Source organism: Rhodococcus sp. NPDC059968 (genome assembly GCF_042738615.1).
GTDB lineage: Bacteria > Actinomycetota > Actinomycetes > Mycobacteriales > Mycobacteriaceae > Rhodococcus_F.
In genome coordinates, this window is the sequence record NZ_JBHWUE010000004.1 from 59,627 (window position 1) to 75,669 (window position 16,043).

A 16,043-nucleotide genomic window follows, 5' to 3' on the forward strand; every position below is an offset into this window, starting at 1 on the left:
TCGTCGCCCCGGGCTCAGTCGGCGCCGTGGAACGCGCTGCCGACCACCGACCGCGACGGCTGACCGTCGACGCCGACCGGAACATCACCTTCGACGGTCGTGCGGTACAGCACCCGCACGACGTCGAGATGGTCGAGATCCGCCGGTGCGAGGTGCGCAGTGATGCGGTTGTCCCACACTCCGATGCTGTTGTTCTGCCAGCGAACACGGACGGTGTAGGCCGGGTTCGTGACCTCCTCGAACAGCAGGTCGAGAATCCGGTCGCTCTGCGCCGGGGAGACACCGAGGATGCGACTCGTGAAACCGGGGGTGACGAAGAGCCCGCGCTCACGGGTTTCGGGATGCACCCTGACCACCGGGTGCTCCGTCACGATCGGCTTGGTGGTGACGTTCTGCTCGGCATCACTGCCCGCCTCCCAGCGCTTCTGTCGTCCCCCGAAGCGGTGCTCGGCGCGCAGGCCGTCCACGAATGTCTTCAACGATTCCGGCAGGTTGGCGTACGCCGCAGCGAGATTGGTCCAGGTGGTGTCGCCCCCGACGTCGGGTACCAGCTCCGATCGCAAGAACGTGATCGCCGGCGGATTCACCAGCGCAGAGACGTCGGTGTGCCAGAAGTTCGCGTAGCTGTACTTGCGGGCACCGCCGCGGGCCGCGTATTTGCGGCTGTCCACCTCCAGGATTTCCGGGTAGCCCTCGGGGGCGTTGTAGTCGTACGGATGTGCGGGCGTCACCTTCCCGAAGTGGCGGGAGAACCGGATCTGCGCCGCGTGGTCGAGGGGCTGGTCGCGGAAGAACAGCACCTTGTGGTCGAGCAATGCCTGCCGCAGTCGTGCAGCGGTGGCCTCGTCCAGTTCACCCGCAAGATCCACACCGCTGACCTCGGCGCCGATATAGCCGGCGATGGGAGCGATCCGGAGCTCGGTGGCGACACCGGGACGGTCGTCGATAACTGTCATTTTCGTCTGTCTCCTTTATGGACTCGTGCGCCTTTCTGGTAGCGCTGGCTACCAGAAAGGCGCACGGGTGGCGAAGCCGCCTACTTCTCGCCGCGGAACGCCGCACCGGCGATGGACGTGGACTCCTTGCCGTCGGGGCCGACGGGAACGTCGCCCTCGAGGGTCGTGCGGTACAGGACCCGGGTGACGTCGAGGTGGTCGAGGTCGGTGGGCGCGAGGTGCGCGGTGGCACGGTTGTCCCAGAACGCGAGGCTGCCCGGCGCCCAGCGGAAGCGCACCGTGTACGCCGGATTGGTCACCTCGGCGAACAGCAGATCCAGCAGGCGGTCGCTCTGCGCCGGCGAGACCCCGACGATCCGGGCGGTGAAACCGGGTGTGACGAACAGTGCCCGCTCCCCCGTCACCGGGTGCACGCGGACCACCGGGTGTTCGGTGACGAGCGGGTTCTCCCGCGTCTTCTGGGCGTAGCTGCTGTCGTCGGCCCACTGCGGGTGCCTGCCGCCGAACCGGTGCTCGGCGCGGAGACCGTCGACGAGGCCCTTCAGCGAGTCCGGCAGACCCTCGTACGCGGCGACGAGGTTGGTCCACTGGGTGTCGCCGCCCTGTTCCGGGACGATGTGCGCGCGCAGGATCGTGCCGGCAGGCGGGTTGATCAGCGCGGTGACATCGGTGTGCCACTTGTTGTCGTAGCTGTACTTCTTGCGGCCGAAGCGCTTCTCGTACTTGCGGCTGTCGACGGCGAGGATCTGCGGGAAACCCTCGGGGGCTTCGTCGTCGTACGGGTGCGACGGCGTCACGTCACCGAACTTCCGCGAGAACGCGATCTGTTCGGCGTGCCCGATCTCCTGGTCGCGGAAGAACAGGACCTTGTAGCGGTGCAGCGCGTCGCGGACCTGGGCTACCTCGTTGTCGGCCAGTTCTTTCCGGAGGTCGATTCCGGAGATCTCGGCGCCGATGTGCCCGGCGACCGGACGAACCTCGAGCGCGGTGCCGGCGGTCCGATCCGATTCGGCGGGCGCGGCGGTGGTGAGTGTCATGAGTACTCCTGGTTTCGGGCTGAATCGATACGTCGCGATCATCATCGAATCCCGAACCACGGTGCTACAACGGTATTTTCACAATGCGAAAAAGGTTCACCCTGAGTTTTTCCCTACCGGAACGCGGGAAATGCAGTTCCGGCACCCGCACCGATCCGCGCCGCGACGCCCCGCATCGGCGGCACGATCTCCCGCACCAGATCGTCGGTGAGTCGCCGGCGGAGCGCCTGCACCCCCAACGCGCCGCGGGGCCGTCCCTCCGGGTCGAGAACGGGAACCGCAACGGCGAGCACGTCCCGGTTCTCCGAGGAGAAGGCCGCGGCGTAGCCCAGCCGTCGGACCCGTTCGAGGTCGGAGGACGCCGCCACCGAACCGCTGCGCCGTGCGGACGCCGTACCGAACGCCAGAATCGCCATGCCCATCGCGCTGCTCTGCAGCGGTTGACGTGCACCGGGCAGTTGGTGCATGCAAAACCGTTCGGGTGGGCGCGCCGAGAAGACGGTGACCGCGACATCGTCCTTCGCGACCCCGAGACTGGTCGTCAGCTTCACACGTGCGGCGAGCGAATACAGGTGCGGGGCGAACGATTCGGCGTCGAGACGCCCCAGCGACGGAACGGCCAGCGAGATCAGGCTCGGCCCCACCCGATAGCAGTCGGTTCGCTCGTCGCGCTCGAGCAAGCCGCCGCGGACGAGGGCCTGCACGATACGATACGTCGTGCTGACCGCCAATCCGGTGCGGGCAGCGAGCGCGCTGACGGTCAGGTCGGTGGGCCCGCCCTCGAAGCAGGCGAGTACTGCGATCGCCCGTTCCACCGCCTGCGACCCCGAACGCGGTGACGTCACGAGCTCCCCCTCACCGTCTGAACGAACTCACGCCGACCGCGCGGCGCCGTACTCGGGAACCGGCACCGCGAAGCGCTCACGCAGGGTCTTCTCCGCGTATTCGTAACGGAAGAGCCCCCGCTTGCGGAGCAGGGGCACCACCTCGTCCACGAAGGTGTCGAGTCCGGACGGGAACGCGTCGGGCATCAGGTTGAATCCGTCGGCCGCCTCGGCGCGGAACCACGCCTCGATGGTGTCGGCCACCTGTTCCGGTGTGCCGATCACGGCGCGGTGCCCGCCACCCCCGTCCAACTCGCGAAGGAGCTGGGCCACGGTCAGATTCCGCTCACGCGCCAGACCGACCACTGATTCACGGAACCCGAGGGAACCCGCAAACGTCGCCGGGTCGGGCGGTCCGTCCAGGAGCGACGCCGGGATCGGCTGGTCGAGGTCGAGTTCCGCGAGCGGGACACCGAGGGTCAGACTCAGCCGGTCCCAGCCGAACTTCGCGGGCACGTGCGTGCGGAGTTGTTCGTGTCGAGCGACGGCCTCCGCTTCGGTCGAGCCGATGACCGTGATCAGCCCGGGCAGGATCTTCACATCGTCGGGATTGCGGCCGGCCGCACGGGCCACGTCCTTGACGTGCTTGTAGTGCCTGCGCCCGGCGTCCAGCGTGAGCTCCGCGGAAAAGACGCCGTGTGCGGTGCGGCCGGCGAGGTCACGCCCGGCGGGCGACCCGCCTGCCTGGATGAGGGGCGGCTGCCCCTGATCCGACGGCGGCACCCGCAGCACGCCGTCGACGTCGAAGAACTCGCTGCGATGCGACACCGGGACACCGCTCCGAGCGCTCTCCCACAGCGCGGTCACCACGCCGACGAACGCCTCGGCGCGGCGATAGCGGTAGTCGCGGTCCGGAATCTGTTCGAATCCGAAATTGGCTGCGGCCGTCGGCGAATAGGTGGTGACCACGTTCCACGCCACCCGGCCGCCGCTGAGGTAGTCGAGGGAGAGGAAGCGTTCGGCGAGATCGAGCGGGTCGTTGAACGTGGTGGAGGCGGTCCCGATCAGGCCCAGGTTCTCGGTGGCCGTCGCCACGGCCGCCGGGATCACCGACGGTTCCAGCGCCCGGGTCGGCTTCACCCGGGGGTTCTCCCAGAAGCCGGGGCCATCGGCGAGGAAGAACGCGTCGAGGGTGCCACGCTCGGCGATCCGGGCGATCCTGGTGAAGTGGTCGAGATCGACGAACGAGCGCGCATGCACGTCGTCGAGGGTCCACGCCCCCGGGGCAATTCCCACGTCCAGCACGTTCACGTTGAGCACCAGTTGGCGTCGGGATCTACTCACGGCGATGCCTTCCGAATCAGAAGAATCCGGTGTCGGGAAGCGGAGTCTCGTTGACCACGAGGTCGCCGATCACCCGCGCCTTGTACACCGTCGGGTTGTGGGAGAACAGGGTTCGCAGATTGCGCCAGTGCCTGTCCAGGTGCGCCGACTCCCGGGTGGCCGAGGCGCCGCCGACCTCGAACAACCGGGTGGCTGCCCGGAGCGCGATGTCCTCGATGGAGACCTTCACCTTCGCGGCCAGTACCGCGGCCTCCTGCTCGAGCCGGGCGTCGACGCCGGACGTGCGCGCGACGTCCGCGGCCACATCCTGTGCTGCCGCAGCCGCCCGGACCACGGACTCCGCTGCGAAGGCCGCCGCGGACAGCGTTCCGACGATCTCGAGCAACTGCGGATCGTGACGTGGTTCCTCGGCGACAGCGAACACGAAACTGCGCTTGCGACCGCGGATCAGCTCGGCGGACTCGGCCGTGACGGTGCGGAGGATGCCCGCCGCGATCGCGTGCAGATACAACTGGGGAAGGGCCTGCCGCGGCCGGGTCTCCTCGTCGCCACCGCGGAACGGCAGCGTCTCGGACTCGTCGACGGCAACGTTCTCGAATACCGTCGTCCCGCTGCCGGTGTGGCGCTGGCCGATTCCGTCCCAGTCGTCCTTGTGGACGATCCCCGCCCGGTCGGCGGGAACGATTGCGCTGAGCGCCTTGCCGTCCGGAAGGTTGGCGGAAACCCGGATGAAATCGGAGTACAGCGACCCGGTGCTGTAGAACTTGACCCCGTCGAGGCGGTACCCGCCGGGATGCGGTGTCAGGGTGGATTCGAAGCTGTAGGAGCCGACGGCGCGGGTGCTCAGCTCCGAGGATGCGCCGCCGAACAGTTTACCCGACAGGATCTCCGGCAGCCATGCGTCCTTGCGTTCGGTGCGCGGGGCCCGCAGCACTTCCTCGACGAACGCGTAGTGGACCCGGACAATGTGTGGCACATCGGGATCGGCCTCGGCGAGGTCGATCACCAGATCGAAGAGATCCTGCAAGGTATAGCCACCGCCGCCGTGTTCCCGCGGCACACGCACGGCCCCGAGCCGGTGTTCGCGGATCAACTCGACGGCCCGCTGTGGGCCTTCGGTCCCGCCACGGGCGCGCCGCCGCGCGGCGTCCTCGGCGATCACGGCGATCACGGCCGCCAGTTCGGCGGAGCCGCGTGCCGGCGGACGCACCGCCTCCGGCGCGGGGGCCTCGGATACCGCTGTCATGGTGAATCTCCTGTCTTCGGTGGAATGCTCAGGTGACCGGGAACGCGCTGCGGCCGCCGGACAGTACGGTCTCCGCCGTCTGCAACCCCAGACGGTCACGCAGGGTGCGCCGCGGGTCCTGGAAGATCGGCTCCCGCCGCACCGCGTCGAGCAGGACGGGCAAGGTAGCCGTGGTGGCCCCTCGGAAGACCACACCGTCGGCCTCCGTCGCCAGAGGGAAAACGCCGTCCGGGGCCCAGTGCCGGTCGAGCAGCAACACCTGGTCACGGGCGGCATCGGGGTCGAAGTGCGCCCGGTAGCGTCGCACCGCATCCTCGTCCGCGAGGATCACGGCGTCGGCCGTGCGCCGCGCCGCCACCAATTCGGCCGCGTTCGCGGGACGCCAGAACACGGGCGGCTTGCGTTGCGGTGGCTCGGGAACGTTGAGTGGGCCCGACACGGAGAACGTACCCGCATGATCGATGTAGACGATCCGCTCGGATTCCGCGAAGATGCCGCGCTCGGCGTCGTCGACGATGCTGTCGCCCGGCCAGCTCTCCCACAACTTCCGGACGACCGACACGGCTTCGACCGCAGCGTCCACCGGGTCCGCGCTCGTCCAGCTCCCCACCGCGCCGTCGCCCGACCCGATCAGCCATCCGACCCTGCCGCGGGATCCGTGATCGAGCGAGCCGAGCCGACGCGCGAGATTGAAGGGGTGATCGCGGACGGGAGCACCGGCCACCACCAGTCCGGCCGACGTCGTGTGACGAGCCAGGACGGTGGCGGCCACGGTCGCATCGATCGTCGCGGAACTCGATTCCCCCGCGTCCAGGCGGTCACCGCCGAGAACGACGAAGTCGATTCCCGACTCGTCGATGCTGCGCCCGAACTCTTCTCGTCGCGCCGGCTCCCTCGGGTCGAGCAGCTCGGTGACGAGTGCGGCGTCGACGTGCAGTCCGACGACGGAATGACGGCTCATGACGGTTCCCCTTTCCGCGATAGTCGTTACCTTCCCAGAGCATCGCTCACGGGACGAGCGTTGCGCTCAGTCTGATTCTGGACGCGTCGTGACATGAACTGCTCTGTCCCCCATCAGCACTCACTTGCGCTCCGTCCAGGTGTCGTAGAACCAGGGCACGGAGTTGGCCGCGTTGCGGAAGTCGTGGATGTGCGGGGCGACGGCGAAGATCTGGGTATCCAGCAGAAGGGGGATCGTGTACGCGTTGTCGATCACGTGATCCTGAATTTGTTCGATCAACGCGATCCGCTTGGTCCGGTCCGTCTCGGTGACCTGCGAACGGAGCAGGCCGTCGAGATACGGGTCGTTGCCTTCGAGCTGGAACAGATCACCCTGGTCGCTGTCGTAGTTCTGGGTCAGCCGGAAGGTGTCCGCGGTGGGCCACCCGTTGCGACGCAGGCTGAGTTTCGGATCCGCGGTCGCCTTCGGATAGTTCGCGAAGTCGGTCTGCTTCAGCTGCAGCGAGATTCCCACCGCACGGAGTTGACGCTGGACGAGTTCGTACAACGGTTTCGACGTGTGGTCGTAGACGTCGATGTACAGACCGAGTTCGAGTGGCCGGCCGTCCTTCTGCCGGATGCCATCCGCATCTCGCGTGGTCCAACCCGACGCGTCGAGCCGGCGATTCGCCTCGTCCGGGTCGAATCGCACCTCGTCGGAACGGTCCTTCCACCCCAGCGCGCCCTCGGTGATGATGCTGTTCGCGGGCTTCCAATTGTCGGAATACAGCGTGGACACGATCTGGTCCCGGTCGATCCCGTACATCACCGCCTTGCGAACGTTGACGTCGTCGACGAAATCGGCGGTCTGCCGCACGTCGAGGACGTTGGCCAGACCGGGAGTGCGCAGGCCCAGAACGGTGAAACCCTCCTTCTGGAGCAGCGCCTCGTCCGGCGGCTGGGTGTACCGGAGGGCGTCGCCCTCCCCGGAGCGCAACGCACCCACGCGGATGCTGTCCTCCTCGATCGGCACGACCGTCACCGAATCGAGGTACGCCTCGCCCTGGTGCTTCGCGGTGGCGGGCGCCCAGTCGTACCCGTGGCGCTTGACGAGTCTAATCTCCTTGTTCGGAATCTCCGACTCCGCGACGAACGGTCCGCTGCCGATCAGATTGGTCACCACCGACTGATCTTCCTTGCTGGCATCGATGGTTGCGTCCGCGACGAGCCCGGCCGTGTTCATCGACAACGCCGCCAGGAACAGGGCGTTCGGTTCCGCCAGATGCACGGTGACCGTGCGTGCGGCCGCATCGGTGTCGACCGCCGTCACCTTCAACCGTAGGCCGCCGACCGCCCGTTCTCCGAGTCTTCCGCTCGTCCTGATTTCAACGACCTTCCTAAATGTTTGCCAGCCAAAGCTATTCGAGTCACCTTCGACTACGGGGATTCGAAACAAAACGCACAGGGTTCGTGTTCCGCTCACGCTGCGGAGAAGGCTGTACGACACACCGACGCGGGCCGTAACGTCGCCCGTGTGATCATCGTCTGGATCATCGCGGGTGCGTTCCTCCTGTTCCGTGGGGTTCCGGGCGTCCTCGCGCTGTGGAGATCCCGGTCGTGGACCGGGTCCGAATGCTCGGTCGTCGACGTACGGCCGTCGATCAGCTATTCGTATCGGATCGGACGCGACGAGTTCGTCGGTCAGCGGCGGACATTCGATCCCGGACCGACGCTCGGCGCCTCCCTGTCCGATGCGGGTAGGGGCGAATTCCGTGTCGGACAGGTTCTCTGGCTGTGGTACGACCCGCAGAATCCGCGGTCCAGCGTCCTCCGGCGCAGTGCGTCCGTATCGATGTTGCTGGTCGTCCTGGGCCTGACGTCCCTCGCGCTCGCGACATCCAGCCTCTTCTCAGGAGATGCCCCTTGACATCACGACAGCAGACCCTCGAACCGACACCGGGAGACCTCCGATGAGTGTGATCCAGCGCAGCAGGACCTTCTACGGCCTCGCACTCGGTGAGCATCTGCTCGTCGACGCCATTCGCCGCGGCCGCGTCGACGAACTCGCCGCATTCATCACCCGCACGGGCGCGGACTTCGTCCTGCTCGGTGTCGAGCGGGTGTCGCGGACCGCTCCCCGGCCCACCGCGGCGCTGTCCCCCAGCGTGTCCGCCGCAGCCCTGATCGCCGCCACCGACGACGTCGGTGTGTTCGTCACCGCGGTCCCCCACCTCGACCACCCGTACAACCTGGCTCGCCGGCTCGCATCGCTCGATCACACCAGCCGCGGCCGGGTCGGCTGGCTCACCGGCGTGGAAGACCGATCGGCGCCGGGCAACCTGGCCTCGGCGGGGGTCTGGATCGATGCCGGACCGAGTCCCGCAGCCACGACCGACGCGATCCACGCTTCGCGCACGCTGTGGGAGAGCTGGCCGGCCGACACGATCCGTGGACGCCCACACGACGTGCGTTTCGCGGATTCCGACCGGATCGTCTACGCCGACCACCGCGGGGTCTTCGACATCGCCGGCCCCCTCAACGTCCCCACCCCGCCGCAGCAGACGATTCCCGTCGCGTGGTGGGCGCAGGACGGCGACGACATCGTCTCCGCCGCCGAGGTTTCCGACATCGTCGTGCTGGACCGCAGCCAGGTCGACCGTCACGGGCAGGCTGTGCGTGAGCACGCCTTGCTGTTCGTCGCCGACGATCCCGACGCCACGGAGGTCGACGGTCACATCGCGACCGTCACCGACCTCGACGCCGGCTTCGCCGCGTGGCCGAGGCCGACTCGACCCCGTGGGTACCGGCAGCGCTCGCTCCGGGCGACGCTGCGGCTGCCCGATCCGGCGCCGGCACCAGCCCACCGCCGTCCGGTCTATCCGGGCGCGCAAAACTAGCGTCCTTTCTGATCAAGTCGATTCTTAGGCATGACTTTCCGTTTACCCGCGCCTATCGTTTCGGGAATCCACCGGCCCGTCCACGGGCCGGAATTCCGTCCCGACGGCCGACCCGAGGTGCCGTCATCCGACACAGGTGGTTCAGCATGATCGAAGTCCGTTCCGTCACGAAACGATTCGGGAAGAAGTCCCGTTCCGTCGAAGTGCTCCACGACATCGACTTCTCCGTCGGCACCGGCCAGATCGCGGCGGTGATCGGCCAGAGCGGTGCGGGCAAGACCACGCTGTCGCGCATCATCAGCCTGCTGGAGCGCCCGTCCGAGGGCCGCATACTGCTCGACGGCACCGACGTCTCGGGACTGTCCGAACACCGGCTCCGCGATCAGCGTCGCGCGATCGGCACGATCTTCCAGGCATCGAGCCTCCTCGCCCGTCGCACGGCGGCCGAGAATGTGTCGCTGCCACTGGAATTCGCCGGTGTGGGCCGCTCCGAGCGGCGGGCACGGGTGGCGGAACTGCTCGAGCGGGTGGGATTGTCCGACAAGGCCGACCTCTACCCCCGGCAGCTGTCCGGCGGGCAGCGGCAACGCGTCGGGATCGCCCGCTCGCTGGCACTCGCTCCCAGGGTCCTGGTGTCGGACGAGGCGACGTCCGGGCTCGATCCCAGCACCACGCGATCCATCCTCGCGTTGCTGCGCGAACTGCGCGACGACCTCGGGCTCACGATCGTGCTGATCACCCACGAAATGGATGTCGTCCGGCAGGTCGCGGACGTCGTCACCGTCCTCGACGCGGGGCGGGTAGTGGAATCGGGCCCGGTGATCGAACTCCTCCGGAATCCCCACTCCGAACTCGGCGTCGGCCTCCTCCCCGACCGTTCACACATCACCGCCGAGGACCGGGACGTGCTCTGGCACGTCACCTACGGCTCCGACACCGTCCCCACCAACTGGATCGAGCTTCTCGGCAAGGCCACCGGCCGGTCGATCGGGGTGCTGTCCGGGACCGTGGAATCGGTCGGCGGACGCCCGGCGGGGCGGGTCACCATCTCGGTGGCCGGTGAGCATCCGTCCGTCGGCGAGCTGCTGTCGTCGTGGGGCCTGCACGGAACCCGGGTCGACGACGACGCATCCGCCCGGGCCACCGAGGAGGCCGCGGCATGAGCGCCCCGGGCAGTGTCGTTCTGGCCATCTCGACTCCGGTCGAGGAACTTCCCGAGCTGTTCCTCCCCGCCCTGCAGCAGACCGTGCAGATGGTCGGGATCACGGTGATCCTGGCGATCCTGCTGGGCACTCCGCTGGCGGTCATCCTGCACAACACCGCTCCCCGCGGGCTGTTCCCCAACCCGGCGATCAACGCGGTGGCGGGCTGGGTGGTCAATCTCGGACGATCGCTTCCGTTCCTGGTGCTGATGGCCGCCATCATCCCCTTCACCCGATTCGTCGTCGGCACCTCGCTCGGGGTGCAGGCGGCGGCCGTTCCGATGACGCTGGCCGCCACACCGTATGTCGCGCGACTGATCGAGAACTCGCTGCGGGACGTTCCCCCCGAAGTGGTGGAAGTGGGCCGCGCCTCGGCCGGGTCGAACTTCCAGATCATCCGCAAAGTGCAACTCCACGAAGCGGTCCCGACCATCATCGGCGCGCTGACCATCGCGCTGATCGGAATCCTCGACATGTCGGCGATCGCGGGAGCGGTGGGCGCAGGCGGCATCGGCAACCTCGCCATCGCCTACGGCTACAACCGATTCGACGACACCGTGATGATCACGACGGTCATCGCGCTCGTGGTACTGGTCCAGGTCATCCAGCTCGTCGGCGATCTGGCCGCCCGCCTCACCAACCGGCGCTGAGCCTTCCTTCACATTCACCCAGATCAGAGGACAACACCCATGACGACTCGACCCCGCTCGGTGACGCGCGCCCGCGCTGTGGCGGCAGGCGGACTGACGGCCACGCTGCTTCTCCTCCTCACCGCGTGCGGCGCGGTCGGGGGCAACGACCGAACCGAGGGCGACGGCCCGCAGACCACGTTCAAGATCGGATACACCGCCGGATCGATCCTGGACGAGAAGCTCGCCAAGGAAGTCGCGAAACTCGCTCCCGACCACGGCATCACCGTCGAACCGGTGCAGATCGAGGATTCGAAACTCAAGAATCTTGCGGTCTCCCAGGGCGACATCGACGCCAACCACAGCCAGCATCAGGAGTGGATGCGCGTGCAGAACGAGGACGGCAACCTCGGACTGTATGCGGCCGGAGACTGGTACGTCCTCAAGTTCTCGGGCTATTCCGAGAAGTACGACAAGCTCGAGGATCTCCCCAAGGGCGCGAAGGTCGCCATCCCCGACGACCCGTCGAATCAGGCGCAGGCACTGCAGACCCTGCAGGACCTCGGCCAGCTGACCCTGAAGGACGGTGTCGACCCGTCGCGCGTGACCATCCGCGACGTGAAGGACAACCCGAAGTCGTTCGAGTTCACCGAGGCCGCGCTGGCGCAGTTGCCGCGCACGCTCCCCGACGTCGACCTGGCACTGGGCTGGCGTTCCAACTTCGACCTCGCCGACGTCCCCGACGACAAAATCGTCTTCAACGCCCCCGCGTACGAGTTGTACTGGATCGAGGTCGTCATCAACGAGAAGAACAAGGACAACCCCGACTTCGCGCCGCTGCTCGACACCTACCACGACCCGCGGATCGGCCAGCTCATCGACAGCGACCCGTTCTTCTCCCGGGTGGCGCAGAGCATCGAATCGGCGCGAGCCACCGACCGCAGCCAGACCAACGTCGACGGCGCGGCCGCGAAGCCTGCCGGCTGATGCCCGCGCAACGAGAGGTCATCCTCAACGTCAACGTGCTGGACGTGGGTTTCCACCCGTCCGCGTGGCGGGCTCCGGACCTGCACCCGAGGTCGTTCATAGACCCCGATTACTACACCGAGGTCGCGAAGATCGCCGAGCGCGGCACACTCGACGCGCTATTCCTCGCGGACGGTCCTGCGCTCCGCGAGGATCCCGCCGTCAAACCGACACGGGCCCTCGAACCCACCACCGTGCTCGGGGTGGTGGCGAGCGCGACGGAACACCTCGGGCTGATCGGCACGGCGTCGACGACGTTCAACGATCCATTCGACCTGGCGGACCGGTTCCTCTCCCTCGACGTCGTGTCCGGCGGACGGGTGGCGTGGAATGTGGTGACCACGTTCCACGCCGGGACCGCCCACAATTTCGGCCTCTCCCGGATTCCCGACCGCGAGTCGCGGTATCGCCGGGCCACGGAGTTCGTGGACGTCGTCACGGCGCTGTGGGAATCGGCGACCACCCGGGTGCCCGTGCACCACGACGGGGAGTACTTCCACGTTCACGGCGTACTGCCCGTGCCGCCGTCGCCGCAGGGCCACCCCCTGCTCGTGCAGGCCGGCGGCTCCCCGCAGGGCCGCGCACTGGCAGGACGCAGCGCCGACGCGGTGTTCTCGGCGGAGCTCACCCTTGCTGCCGGGCAACAGCACTACCGGGAAGTGAAAGACGTCGCGCGCGTAGCCGGTCGCGATCCCCAGGCGGTGAAGATCCTTCCCGGCCTCGTCACCGTGGTGGGCAGCACCGAGGCCGAGGCGATCGCCCGGTACGAGGACTGGGAATCCAAGGCCGCCGACGGCTTCTCCGCCGAACGTCTCGGCGGCATGCTCGGCGTCGACCTGAGCTCGCTCGACCCGGACCGGCCGATCCCCGAGGAGTTGCTCCTCGCTCCCGTCGATCCGTCGTTCGCCGGTTCCCTCGGATTCCGGGAAGCCGTTGTGCGACTGGCACTCGAAAGCCGGTACTCGGTGTCCGAACTGCTCCGCCAGGCCGGCGGCTTCGGCCACCGGCTCGTCGTCGGCTCACCCGAACAGATCGCCGACACCATCGAGGAATGGTTCCTGGCGGGCGCGGCGGACGGCTTCAACCTGATGCCGGACGGATTCCCCTCCGGGCTCACCGATTTCGTCGATCACGTCGTGCCGCTCCTCCGCGAGAAGGGGATCTTCCGGCACGAGTACGCCGAATCCACCCTCCGCGAACGCTTCGAGGGCGCCCCGCTCCCCGTGAGTGGTTAGGTTCAGAGCGCTAGCCGGCGCGGGTGTCGTACGTGTTTCTGTTGGCGAGCACCTCGTCCATATGCGCCTCCGCCCACGCCTTGACACCGCGCATGACGGCGTGGAGCGAGAGTCCGAGGTCGGTCAGCTCGTAGGTGACCGTGACGGGCACGGTCGGCGTCACCGTGCGGGTGAGCAGGCCGTCGCGTTCGAGGGAGCGCAGCGTCTGCGTGAGCATCTTCTGGCTGACTCCGGCCAGCCGACGGGACAGCTCCGAGTAGCGCATCCGCCGAGGCTCGTCGACGCAGTCTTCGCCCGGGTGCGGTCCATCGCTGCCCAGCGCGGCCAGGACCAGCGTCACCCACTTGTCGGAGATCCGGTCGAGGAGCTGACGGCTGGGACACGTCGCCAGGAACGCCTCGTACTCCACCTTCGCCTGCGCCCGCTCCTGGGCCGCCGTCGTTGTCGGCATCGACCGCTCCTTCCTCCGCGGTGACATACGCACCCTGAAGTGCCTACTTCCCTTTGGAGAGTAACCCCTCCATCGTGGTGGTGCAGCACAAATACCGGCTCACAGGAGGCGAACATGTCCACCACCACCACCTTCCGCACCGCAATCGTCCGCACCCCGGGCGGTCCCGACTCCATCGAGATCATCGACGTACCCGTCGTCGAGCCCGGGCCGGGCCAGGTCCGGGTCGAGATCGCCGGGGCCGCGGTCAACCCCGTGGACCTGGCGCTTGCCGCCGGGGTGTTCCACCGGCTCGGGCTGATCGACCAGCCCGACCACACCGGCCTGGGCTGGGACTTTGCCGGCACCGTCACCGCGGCTGGTCCGGACGTCGACATCCCGGTCGGCAGCCGCGTCGCAGGGCTGGTCGCCGGGTTCGACCGCGACTTCGGCACGTACGCCGAGCAGCTGATCGTCCCGGCGAGCGACACCGCCCTCGTGCCGGACGGTCTCGACCTGGCCACCGCAGCCACGGTCCCACTCAACGGCCTGGCCGCAGACCAGCTGGTCGAGGTGCTCGGCGACGGTGGAGGCCGGAGCCTGCTGGTGACCGGAGCCGCCGGAGCGGTCGGGGCGTACGTCGTGACGCTCGCCCAGGACCGCGGCTGGCGGGTCACTGGACTGGCCCGGGACGAAGACGAGAAATTCGTGCGCGGCCTCGGCGCCGACTTCACCGCAGAGGCGGCGCGCGCCTGGGACGCGGTAGCCGACGGCGCCGCACTCCAGGAACAGTGCCTCACGCTGGTCCGCGACGGCGGCCTCTTCGTCGGCGTGCAACCGGGCGCGGCGCCGGCAGCGGAACGCGGCGTCACCGTCCGCGTGCTGGTGGCACATCCCGACGGTGCCCGGCTCGCCCAGCTCCTCGACTCCACCGCCAGCGGCCACCTGCCGGCGCGGGTACACGCCGTCGTACCGCTCGACCAGGTCGCCGACGCCCACCGCGCGGTCGCGCAGGGCGGCGTCCGCGGGAAGTACGTCCTTCAGCCCTGATCTCCGCCACCCCGGCCACAACCTTCCGGGAATGGCCCCAACCAGGCGACACCGGGTCGGGCTGGACAATTGCTACCCGGTTTGCCGGAGGCCGGTGCTGGCAAGGCAGATGTCGGCAAGCTCGTCGAGCGACAGGGGAAGCACGCGGGCGAGGGCCGCGACGGTCGTGAATGCGGGTGTCGCCATTCGCCCGGTCTCGATCTTTCGAAGAGTCTCCGGAGAGATCCCGGCCGCCTCCGCAACCTCGGCGAGGGTGCGATCACCTCGCGCCTGCCGTAGCTGACGACCGAGGCGCTTGCCTGCGGCCAGCTGTTCCGGAGTCAGAGGGAGACGCACCATGCGAGCAGTCTAACTCCGCAGCGGTATGAAAATACCCATCCGCGGTCAAGGGTGGTATTTTAATACCGATTTTGACCCTATGAGGAGGAGTAGCTGGTGCTGGAACTGAAAACACCACGGGAGATCGCTGCGATGGACGTCACCGGCACATTCATCGCCGAATTGCTCGACGATCTCGAACACCGCGCCGGCCCGGGTGTGAATCTGCTCGAGCTCGAAGACCGAGCCCGCCAGTTGATCGCCCAGCGCGGCGCGACGTCGTGCTACTGGGACTATGCGCCGTCATTCGGGCGCGGACCGTTCCGCAACGTCATCTGCCTGTCGGTCAACGACGCGGTACTACACGGCCTCCCGCACGACTACGTGCTGCAGGACGGGGACCTGCTGACCATGGACATCGCAGTGTCCATCGACGGGTGGGTCGCCGATTGTGCCCGCAGCATCATCGTCGGTGATCCACGACCCGAGGACGAGCGCCTCATCGCAGCCACCGAAAACGCCCTGACAGCGGGAATCGCCGCCGCGTTACCCGGCAACCGTCTGGGTGATGTCTCTGCGGCGATCGGCGCGGTAGCCGCCGAGTACGGGTACCCGGTCAACACCGAGTTCGGTGGTCACGGGCTCGGGCGAACCATGCACGAAGATCCGCACGTATCGAACACAGGACGTGCGGGCCGAGGACTCACCCTGCGCCCGGGGCTGACCCTCGCCCTCGAACCGTGGTTCGCAGCCGGCACGGACAAGATCGTCTACGACCCCGACGGGTGGACCATCCGCTCGGCGGATGGATCGCGTACCTCGCACAGCGAACACACCATCGCGATCACCGACGGCCCGCCGCTCGTGCTGACGCGCCGCGAACACGTCGCCGCATCTGCACGGTGATCCG

The 16,043-nt window shown here is 67.9% G+C and carries 17 protein-coding genes; 8 read left to right on the forward strand and 9 right to left on the reverse strand.

What is annotated here, in order from left to right:
* Positions 1-14: 14 nt before the first annotated feature.
* The 7 genes from ACFWAY_RS05800 to ACFWAY_RS05830 form a co-directional block, all read right to left on the reverse strand.
* A complete protein-coding gene (locus ACFWAY_RS05800) occupies positions 15-956 on the reverse strand; it encodes a TauD/TfdA dioxygenase family protein (RefSeq protein WP_378510093.1) in 942 nt (313 codons plus the stop codon).
* 80 nt (positions 957-1,036) lie between these two features.
* Positions 1,037-1,993 carry a TauD/TfdA dioxygenase family protein gene (locus tag ACFWAY_RS05805; RefSeq protein ID WP_378510094.1) on the reverse strand — a complete coding sequence of 319 codons (957 nt, stop codon included), beginning with the start codon at positions 1,991-1,993 and terminating at the stop codon, positions 1,037-1,039.
* Positions 1,994-2,106: 113 nt separating this feature from the next.
* Complete coding sequence (locus tag ACFWAY_RS05810; protein ID WP_378510095.1) at positions 2,107-2,838, reverse strand: IclR family transcriptional regulator; 732 nt, start codon at positions 2,836-2,838, stop codon at positions 2,107-2,109.
* Positions 2,839-2,865: 27 nt separating this feature from the next.
* The gene (locus tag ACFWAY_RS05815; protein WP_378510096.1) at positions 2,866-4,161 is read right to left on the reverse strand and encodes an LLM class flavin-dependent oxidoreductase; all 1,296 of its coding nucleotides are present in this window, start codon (positions 4,159-4,161) and stop codon (positions 2,866-2,868) included.
* A 16-nt stretch (positions 4,162-4,177) separates the two neighbouring features.
* Complete coding sequence (locus tag ACFWAY_RS05820; RefSeq protein ID WP_378453627.1) at positions 4,178-5,407, reverse strand: acyl-CoA dehydrogenase family protein; 1,230 nt, start codon at positions 5,405-5,407, stop codon at positions 4,178-4,180.
* A gap of 28 nt (positions 5,408-5,435) precedes the next feature.
* Positions 5,436-6,368, reverse strand: a complete 933-nt coding sequence (locus ACFWAY_RS05825) for an LLM class flavin-dependent oxidoreductase (protein WP_378453628.1) — start codon at positions 6,366-6,368, stop codon at positions 5,436-5,438.
* A 120-nt stretch (positions 6,369-6,488) separates the two neighbouring features.
* Positions 6,489-7,676, reverse strand: a complete 1,188-nt coding sequence (locus tag ACFWAY_RS05830) for an ABC transporter substrate-binding protein (RefSeq protein ID WP_378510097.1) — start codon at positions 7,674-7,676, stop codon at positions 6,489-6,491.
* Positions 7,677-7,880: 204 nt separating this feature from the next.
* Here ACFWAY_RS05830 and ACFWAY_RS05835 point away from each other — a divergent pair, with 204 nt between their 5' ends.
* From ACFWAY_RS05835 to ACFWAY_RS05860, 6 genes are all read left to right on the forward strand, one after another.
* On the forward strand, positions 7,881-8,273 hold the full coding sequence (locus ACFWAY_RS05835) for a DUF3592 domain-containing protein (RefSeq protein ID WP_378453631.1): 393 nt from the start codon (positions 7,881-7,883) through the stop codon (positions 8,271-8,273).
* A 43-nt stretch (positions 8,274-8,316) separates the two neighbouring features.
* On the forward strand, positions 8,317-9,243 hold the full coding sequence (locus ACFWAY_RS05840; protein WP_378453632.1) for an LLM class flavin-dependent oxidoreductase: 927 nt from the start codon (positions 8,317-8,319) through the stop codon (positions 9,241-9,243).
* A gap of 146 nt (positions 9,244-9,389) precedes the next feature.
* The gene (locus ACFWAY_RS05845; RefSeq protein WP_378453633.1) at positions 9,390-10,406 is read left to right on the forward strand and encodes a methionine ABC transporter ATP-binding protein; all 1,017 of its coding nucleotides are present in this window, start codon (positions 9,390-9,392) and stop codon (positions 10,404-10,406) included.
* Complete coding sequence (locus ACFWAY_RS05850) at positions 10,403-11,095, forward strand: methionine ABC transporter permease (RefSeq protein ID WP_378510098.1); 693 nt, start codon at positions 10,403-10,405, stop codon at positions 11,093-11,095. Before ACFWAY_RS05845 ends, ACFWAY_RS05850 begins: the two co-directional genes overlap by 4 nt.
* A 39-nt stretch (positions 11,096-11,134) precedes the next feature.
* Entirely contained in the window at positions 11,135-12,061 is a 927-nt protein-coding gene (locus tag ACFWAY_RS05855) for a MetQ/NlpA family ABC transporter substrate-binding protein (protein ID WP_378453635.1), read from the forward strand.
* Complete coding sequence (locus tag ACFWAY_RS05860) at positions 12,061-13,335, forward strand: LLM class flavin-dependent oxidoreductase (protein ID WP_378510099.1); 1,275 nt, start codon at positions 12,061-12,063, stop codon at positions 13,333-13,335. The genes ACFWAY_RS05855 and ACFWAY_RS05860 overlap by 1 nt, the downstream gene beginning before the upstream one ends.
* A gap of 10 nt (positions 13,336-13,345) precedes the next feature.
* Here ACFWAY_RS05860 and ACFWAY_RS05865 read toward each other — a convergent pair whose 3' ends face one another.
* Complete coding sequence (locus tag ACFWAY_RS05865) at positions 13,346-13,786, reverse strand: winged helix-turn-helix transcriptional regulator (protein ID WP_378510100.1); 441 nt, start codon at positions 13,784-13,786, stop codon at positions 13,346-13,348.
* A 114-nt stretch (positions 13,787-13,900) separates the two neighbouring features.
* Between ACFWAY_RS05865 and ACFWAY_RS05870 the strand changes: the two genes are divergently transcribed.
* A complete protein-coding gene (locus ACFWAY_RS05870) occupies positions 13,901-14,815 on the forward strand; it encodes an NADP-dependent oxidoreductase (RefSeq protein WP_378510101.1) in 915 nt (304 codons plus the stop codon).
* 72 nt (positions 14,816-14,887) lie between these two features.
* Here ACFWAY_RS05870 and ACFWAY_RS05875 read toward each other — a convergent pair whose 3' ends face one another.
* Entirely contained in the window at positions 14,888-15,154 is a 267-nt protein-coding gene (locus tag ACFWAY_RS05875) for a helix-turn-helix domain-containing protein (RefSeq protein ID WP_378510102.1), read from the reverse strand.
* A gap of 96 nt (positions 15,155-15,250) precedes the next feature.
* On the opposite strand from ACFWAY_RS05875, the gene map reads away from it, so the two are divergent.
* Positions 15,251-16,039 (forward strand): type I methionyl aminopeptidase, encoded by a 789-nt coding sequence (gene map, locus ACFWAY_RS05880; protein WP_378510103.1) that lies wholly within the window; start codon positions 15,251-15,253, stop codon positions 16,037-16,039.
* Positions 16,040-16,043 lie beyond the last annotated feature (4 nt).

Excerpts from the sequence above, each read along its gene's own strand:
- ACFWAY_RS05800 (WP_378510093.1), bottom strand. The coding sequence starts at position 956 with ATGACAGTTATCGACGACCGTCCCGGTGTCGCCACCGAGCTCCGGATC.
- ACFWAY_RS05805 (WP_378510094.1), bottom strand. The coding sequence starts at position 1,993 with ATGACACTCACCACCGCCGCGCCCGCCGAATCGGATCGGACCGCCGGC.
- ACFWAY_RS05820 (WP_378453627.1), bottom strand. The coding sequence starts at position 5,407 with ATGACAGCGGTATCCGAGGCCCCCGCGCCGGAGGCGGTGCGTCCGCCG.
- ACFWAY_RS05825 (WP_378453628.1), bottom strand. The coding sequence starts at position 6,368 with ATGAGCCGTCATTCCGTCGTCGGACTGCACGTCGACGCCGCACTCGTC.
- ACFWAY_RS05840 (WP_378453632.1), top strand. The coding sequence starts at position 8,317 with ATGAGTGTGATCCAGCGCAGCAGGACCTTCTACGGCCTCGCACTCGGT.
- ACFWAY_RS05845 (WP_378453633.1), top strand. The coding sequence starts at position 9,390 with ATGATCGAAGTCCGTTCCGTCACGAAACGATTCGGGAAGAAGTCCCGT.
- ACFWAY_RS05850 (WP_378510098.1), top strand. The coding sequence starts at position 10,403 with ATGAGCGCCCCGGGCAGTGTCGTTCTGGCCATCTCGACTCCGGTCGAG.
- ACFWAY_RS05855 (WP_378453635.1), top strand. The coding sequence starts at position 11,135 with ATGACGACTCGACCCCGCTCGGTGACGCGCGCCCGCGCTGTGGCGGCA.
- ACFWAY_RS05860 (WP_378510099.1), top strand. The coding sequence starts at position 12,061 with ATGCCCGCGCAACGAGAGGTCATCCTCAACGTCAACGTGCTGGACGTG.
- ACFWAY_RS05865 (WP_378510100.1), bottom strand. The coding sequence starts at position 13,786 with ATGCCGACAACGACGGCGGCCCAGGAGCGGGCGCAGGCGAAGGTGGAG.
- ACFWAY_RS05870 (WP_378510101.1), top strand. The coding sequence starts at position 13,901 with ATGTCCACCACCACCACCTTCCGCACCGCAATCGTCCGCACCCCGGGC.
- ACFWAY_RS05875 (WP_378510102.1), bottom strand. The coding sequence starts at position 15,154 with ATGGTGCGTCTCCCTCTGACTCCGGAACAGCTGGCCGCAGGCAAGCGC.